Below are 5789 nucleotides of genomic sequence, written 5' to 3'. Positions count from 1 at the left end.
TGGGTCTTGCGGATTAGATGGCACTTCGGTTTCGTGGATTGGCGGTATAGAGATCGGATCTTTATTTATCGTAGTTTTATCCCCATCAAGCTTAATCTCAAAATCAATACTATTATTGCTAGCTATCTCAACCTTATTAAAATTACCTATATGAGTAGCCAAGCCGCCTAATTGAATTTTAATCTCTTTATTAACTGCGTAATACTGCTTTAATGGATTATACTCCAAATCTCCGCCATTAATGCTATAATCTTTAGCGATCAATTGTGAATTATCATCATTGCCAAAATCCAAAATAAGCTTTGAGTTTTGACCCTTTTGCGTATATGTGCCATCTACTACTAGATCACTTAAATCCTCATTACCAGGGCGGATAATTGAGTTATCATTAGTTAAATTTTGCTTAATAACCCCATTACCGCTTAGGGTTGAGCCGTTATTTACATAGACACTTCCAGCGATTTGTGCTCTTTTACTATCTTTGCTTAATAGTCTTATGCCACCACCATTTATCACAGTAGCACCCTCATAGCTATTAGCACCACTTAGGGTTAAAACCCCACTCCCAGACTTGATAAGCCCTACATTTAAATCATTTAATTTTTTAGGTAGATTATCAGCTTCAGGGTTGTGAGTATTAGCCTCCCATTTTCTTTGGCTTATATCATTGCTAAATTCAGCATCACTGCCCTTAGTATCTAGTGAGTAATACACAGCAGTCTCGCCAAATTCGCTTTTTACATCTATATCATTTAATCTATTTGCATCTAAAATCCCTAAACCTTTTAAAGCCTTATCAATATCTAAAATTCCTTGACCAAATAGATCCTCTTTCTTAACCTCTTGAACCCATGGATAATCTTTATCATCAATAGCTGCCATATGGCTCATACGATCATATTTCCAATTTATACCAAAATATCCCGAATTTAATAAATCCATCTCAACAGCTTTTTCATCTATACTGCCATCTTCCTTTTTTGGAATTTTGCTATCTACATAAAATATTGTGTATTTTTTTGTGCTAGGGCAAAGACTGCCATTATCGCAAAGAGTTTTTCCCGTTACAGTCTCTTTTACTATAACCTTAGGACCTATATAATCTTTATTAGCAGTAGAAAGCAGGGTATCGGCTATCTGTTTGCCACTCATAAATGGGAATTTTTGAGCTACTAAAGCAGCTGCGCCAGTTACCATAGGAGCTGCCATAGAAGTTCCGCTAGAGACTCTATATAGATCCTTATCTAGCTTACCTGTTAAAATATCAGTAGTGCCATAACTAGCATTTACATTTTTAATACTAGTTCCAGGTGCTGCTAAACTAAAATTATAAACACCCTTTAATCCATTAGAATATGTAGTAGGAGCACTCAAATAATCATAATTATCACTCCTTTTTGTGGTTACTACAAATTTACCATCACTATCTTTGCTAATTTGAGAGCTATCTAGTGCCGTTACTACAATTATAGATCTGATGTCTTCATCATAGTATGGAGCTAAAGCCATAATCCCAGGAGATATGATCCCTTCATTACCAGAGGCAAAAACACTAAGAATTTGCTTCTCTTTAGATAATTTTATAAGATCATTTGCTACTGTATCCTTTTGAATTGAGGGTAGAAATTGTTTTGGATTATTAGCATATTGCAAAAATAAAGGTGATGAGCTAGTAAGCGAATTTAATCCAGATAGCGGATATACTGTAGCATTCCAGCTATTATTAATAGCTGCTATATTCTTATCTTTGAAATAATCATATACATTTGGAGCTGTAAATTTAGTGGAACCATCGGTATTATGCCCAGTTATCTGAACTCCATAAGCCTTTGCATCTGTAGCAACTCCACTTACTCCATCACTTGGCTTAGCTAGTATGATCCCAGCCACATGGCTACCATGGGTATCAACTGAAAAATTTGGAGTATAATCGCCGCCTTTATACTCAGAGTAAATTTGATCTTGAATTTGCCCTGATAAGCTAGGGTGATCTTTATTTATCGCACTATCTATAACTCCCACAAAGACCCCATCGCCCGTTACACTCTTATCATTATAATTGATAAGCTCAAAATCCGTAACGCCAAATAGATATATAGGTAGTATCAGTGACAATTTAATTGAAGATTTCATATTTTTGCCTTGATTAATTTATATTCATTATTATATAAAAATTCATATTATAAAAAGCTAAAAAATTCTTATAGTATTTAATAAGATAGTAAAAATAAATTTGATATAATCATCAAATTAATCAAGGAAAAAATATGAGTAAAGAGACAAAATATATATTTGTTACTGGCGGAGTTTTAAGCAGTTTAGGAAAAGGCATAGCAGCTGCTAGTATCGCCACACTACTTAAAAATGTGGGCTATAAGGTTAGTATGCTAAAGGCTGATCCATATATAAATGTAGATCCTGGCACTATGAGCCCACTAGAGCATGGAGAGGTCTTTGTAACTGATGATGGTGCTGAGACTGATCTAGACCTTGGGCATTATGAGAGATTTTTAGATGAAAATTTAAGTCAAGATAATAACTTCACAACTGGCAAGGTATATAGCTCAGTAATTGAGCGTGAGCGTCGTGGCGACTATCTAGGCAAGACCATTCAAGTAATCCCCCATATCGTAGGCGATATAGTAGATCGCATCAAAAAAGCCGCTAAAGACAATGATATATTAATAGTCGAAATAGGTGGCACCGTAGGAGATATAGAGGGACTTCCATTTTTAGAGGCTATTAGAGCCCTTAGAAGTGAGGTTGGTAGAAGTAATGGTATGTTTATCCATCTTACTTTAGTGCCATATATCAAGGTTGCTGGAGAGCTAAAAACTAAGCCAACCCAGCACAGCGTAGGCGAACTTCGCCGTATAGGCATAAGCCCAGATATGATTATCTGTCGCACAGAGATCCCCTTAAGCAGAGAGCTAAAAGATAAGATAGCAGCAAGTTGCGGTATAGAGAGAAATGCCGTAATAGAAAGCTCAGATATGCAAAGCATATATCAAGTGCCACTAAGCTTTTTAAACCAAAATATCCTTGAGCCAATTATCCAAAATTTAAATCTTAAAAATCCTAAGCCAAATATGCAAAATTGGGATAATCTAGTAAAAAGAGTTATTGCTCCAAATGACCAGATAAATTTAGCTTTTGTAGGTAAATATGTGGATTTAAAAGAGAGCTATAAAAGCCTAACTGAGAGCATAATCCACGCTGGAGCAAATCTAGATACAAGGGTTGCTATAAAATGGTGCGATAGCGAAAAAATAGATACAAATAATGTCGCTGATACCTTAAAAGATTGCGATGCTATCTTGGTTGCTGGGGGATTTGGGTCTCGTGGAGTAAGTGGAAAGATGGAGGCTATCAAATTTGCTAGGGAGAATAAAATTCCATATCTTGGAATCTGCCTTGGAATGCAGCTTAGCATGATTGAGTTTGCTAAAAATGTGCTAAAGCTAGATGACGCAAATTCAATGGAATTTGATGAAAACTGCAAAAATCCTATAATCTATCTAATAGATAGCTTTATTGATGCAAATGGTAAAAAACAGCTAAGAACTCACACTAGCCCACTTGGTGGGACGATGAGACTTGGTGGGTATGAGTGCGATGTGCTAAAAGGCTCACTACTAGCCAAAATTTACAATAACGCAACTAAGATAAAAGAGCGCCATCGCCATAGATATGAAGCAAATCCAAAATATAGAAGCGAATTTGAAAAGGCTGGTTTAATAGTAAGTGGCGAAAGCGATGGACTCATAGAAGCAGTTGAGATCAAAGATCACCCATTTTTCCTAGGCGTTCAGTTTCATCCTGAATTTACATCAAGATTAACTAAGCCAAACCCTGTTATATTAGGATTTATAAAAGCTGGGATAGAATATAAAAATGCTAGATAAAGAAGCTATTAAGGAGTTATTAAGCAGTCGTTTTAGCAACGATATCCATACTAAATTATCTCAAATTCCATTGCCTTGTGAATTAAAAGATACATTCAAAGCAGCCAAAAGGATAAAAGAGGCGATACAAAATGATGAGCTAATCGCAGTTGTGGGGGATTATGATGTAGATGGGATTGTAAGCACGGCTATTATGGATGAATTTTTAAGCGATATGTCAGCAAACTACACGATAAAAATTCCAAATAGATTTAAAGATGGTTATGGCTTAAATGAGGAGATTATCAAAGAACTAGATAACACCACTTTAATCATTACCGTTGATAATGGTATAAGTGCTATAGAAGCAGCAAAAATCTGTAAGCAAAAGGGCATTGATCTAATCATCACAGATCATCATATGCCACTTCCTACACTTCCAGATGCATACGCTATAATAAATCCAAAGCAAGAGACCTGCCCCTTCCCAAATATCGAAATTTGCGGTGCTCAGGTGGCTTGGTATTTGATTGGAGCTTTAAAAGATGTATGTAATCTAAAAAGCTATGATATGGCTAAATTTCTTGATCTTTTAACCTTAGCAATTATCGCTGATATGATGGAATTAAGGGATTTAAATAGAATTTTAGTCCGCCTTGGGCTGGTGCGTATAAACTCTAGCAAAAGAGCCTGTTTTGAAGCGATCAAAAACTACTATAATAAGGATAAATTTGAATTTGATGATATTGGATTTTTGATAGCTCCGCTTATAAATTCCGCTGGTAGAATGGATGATGCTACCATATCATTTAAATTTTTAAGGTCTAAAAGCTTGGGCGAGGCAAATGAGTATTTAGATATCATTAGCAGATTTAACGCCTCACGCAAAGAGCAAGAAAAAGCACTATTTGAATCTAGCCAAAATGAGATAAATGAAAATGAGGATATTATCGTTACTTGGGGCGATGAGTGGCATGAGGGCGTAATAGGGATTGTCGCTGGAAGATTAGCTAAAAAGTATAAAAAACCAGCCATTGTCTTTAGCATAGATGGCAACAAAGCCAAAGGGAGTGCTAGAAGTGTTGGCAAATTTGATATTTTATCTCTAATTGCCTCTCAAGAGAGCCTATTATGCGGATATGGCGGACATAAAGGGGCAGCTGGGCTAGTTATAGAGAGTGCTAATTTAAGCAAATTTAAAACAGCCATAAATCAATCTTGCTTTTTACAAGAACTATATGATTTTAGCGTAAATGATGAGATTTTAGGCGAGATTGACCCAGCAGCGATTGATTATGAGCTTTTAGAGATTTTGGAGTTTTTCGAACCATATGGTCAAAAAAATCCACGCCCACTCTTTGAGCTTAAAAAAGCCATGGTAAAATCAGCTAAAAAAATAGGCAAAGATGAAACGCACCTAAAAATCATCTTACAAAAAAACAATAAAACCCTAGAAGCGATATTTTTCAACTACGATTATTTACCAAAAAATGGCGAAAATATAGATATTTTAGTTACAATTTCTAAAAATTCATTCCGTGGGCTAATCACCCCACAACTACTAATAAAAGAGATTATAAAACAGGAGCAAAAATGAAATTAAAATTTATCACAACCTTCCTTAAGCACGAGAGCTTTGGCGGCGTTTTGCTAATTATTGCTACGATTTTGGCTTTGATATTTCAAAATGGTGTCTTAAGCCACTTTTATCAAGAGATTTTAAGATCGGAATTTAGCGTTGGGTTTAGAGAATTTACCCTAGCTAAGCCACTGATTTTATGGGTAAATGATGGACTTATGGCGATATTTTTCTTTGTTGTGGGCTTAGAGCTTAAACGAGAGATAATAGAAGGTGAGCTATCAAACCCTAGCCAAATAGCCCTACCTATAATCGGCGCCATTGGC

4 protein-coding genes are annotated in these 5789 nt (G+C 35.8%); 3 read left to right on the top strand and 1 reads right to left on the bottom strand.

The genetic code is table 11. The features are described 5' to 3' along the window. Positions 1-2133: S8 family serine peptidase (locus CSUIS19073_RS07845; RefSeq protein ID WP_337212197.1), on the bottom strand; the 2133-nt coding region annotated here is incomplete at its 3' end. 134 nt (positions 2134-2267) lie between these two features. Between CSUIS19073_RS07845 and CSUIS19073_RS07840 the strand changes: the two genes are divergently transcribed. The 3 genes from CSUIS19073_RS07840 to CSUIS19073_RS07830 form a co-directional block, all read left to right on the top strand. Beyond that, on the top strand, positions 2268-3905 hold the full coding sequence (locus CSUIS19073_RS07840; protein ID WP_086237327.1) for a CTP synthase: 1638 nt from the start codon (positions 2268-2270) through the stop codon (positions 3903-3905). Continuing rightward, positions 3895-5481 (top strand): single-stranded-DNA-specific exonuclease RecJ, encoded by a 1587-nt coding sequence (gene recJ, locus CSUIS19073_RS07835; RefSeq protein ID WP_086242452.1) that lies wholly within the window; start codon positions 3895-3897, stop codon positions 5479-5481. The genes CSUIS19073_RS07840 and recJ overlap by 11 nt, the downstream gene beginning before the upstream one ends. Continuing rightward, on the top strand, positions 5478-5789 hold a 312-nt coding region (locus CSUIS19073_RS07830), incomplete at its 3' end, for a Na+/H+ antiporter NhaA (RefSeq protein WP_337214407.1). The genes recJ and CSUIS19073_RS07830, both read left to right, overlap by 4 nt.

Origin of the sequence: Campylobacter sp. RM19073 (assembly GCF_024723495.1) — a bacterium.
GTDB classification, from domain to species: domain Bacteria; phylum Campylobacterota; class Campylobacteria; order Campylobacterales; family Campylobacteraceae; genus Campylobacter; species Campylobacter porcelli.
Note: the sequence above shows the minus strand (reverse complement) of the source record. Positions and strands in the feature narration are given on the sequence as shown.

Bases quoted from the DNA above. Each gene is read 5' to 3' on its own strand.
- recJ (WP_086242452.1), top strand. From the start codon at position 3,895: ATGCTAGATAAAGAAGCTATTAAGGAGTTATTAAGCAGTCGTTTTAGC.
- CSUIS19073_RS07840 (WP_086237327.1), top strand. From the start codon at position 2,268: ATGAGTAAAGAGACAAAATATATATTTGTTACTGGCGGAGTTTTAAGC.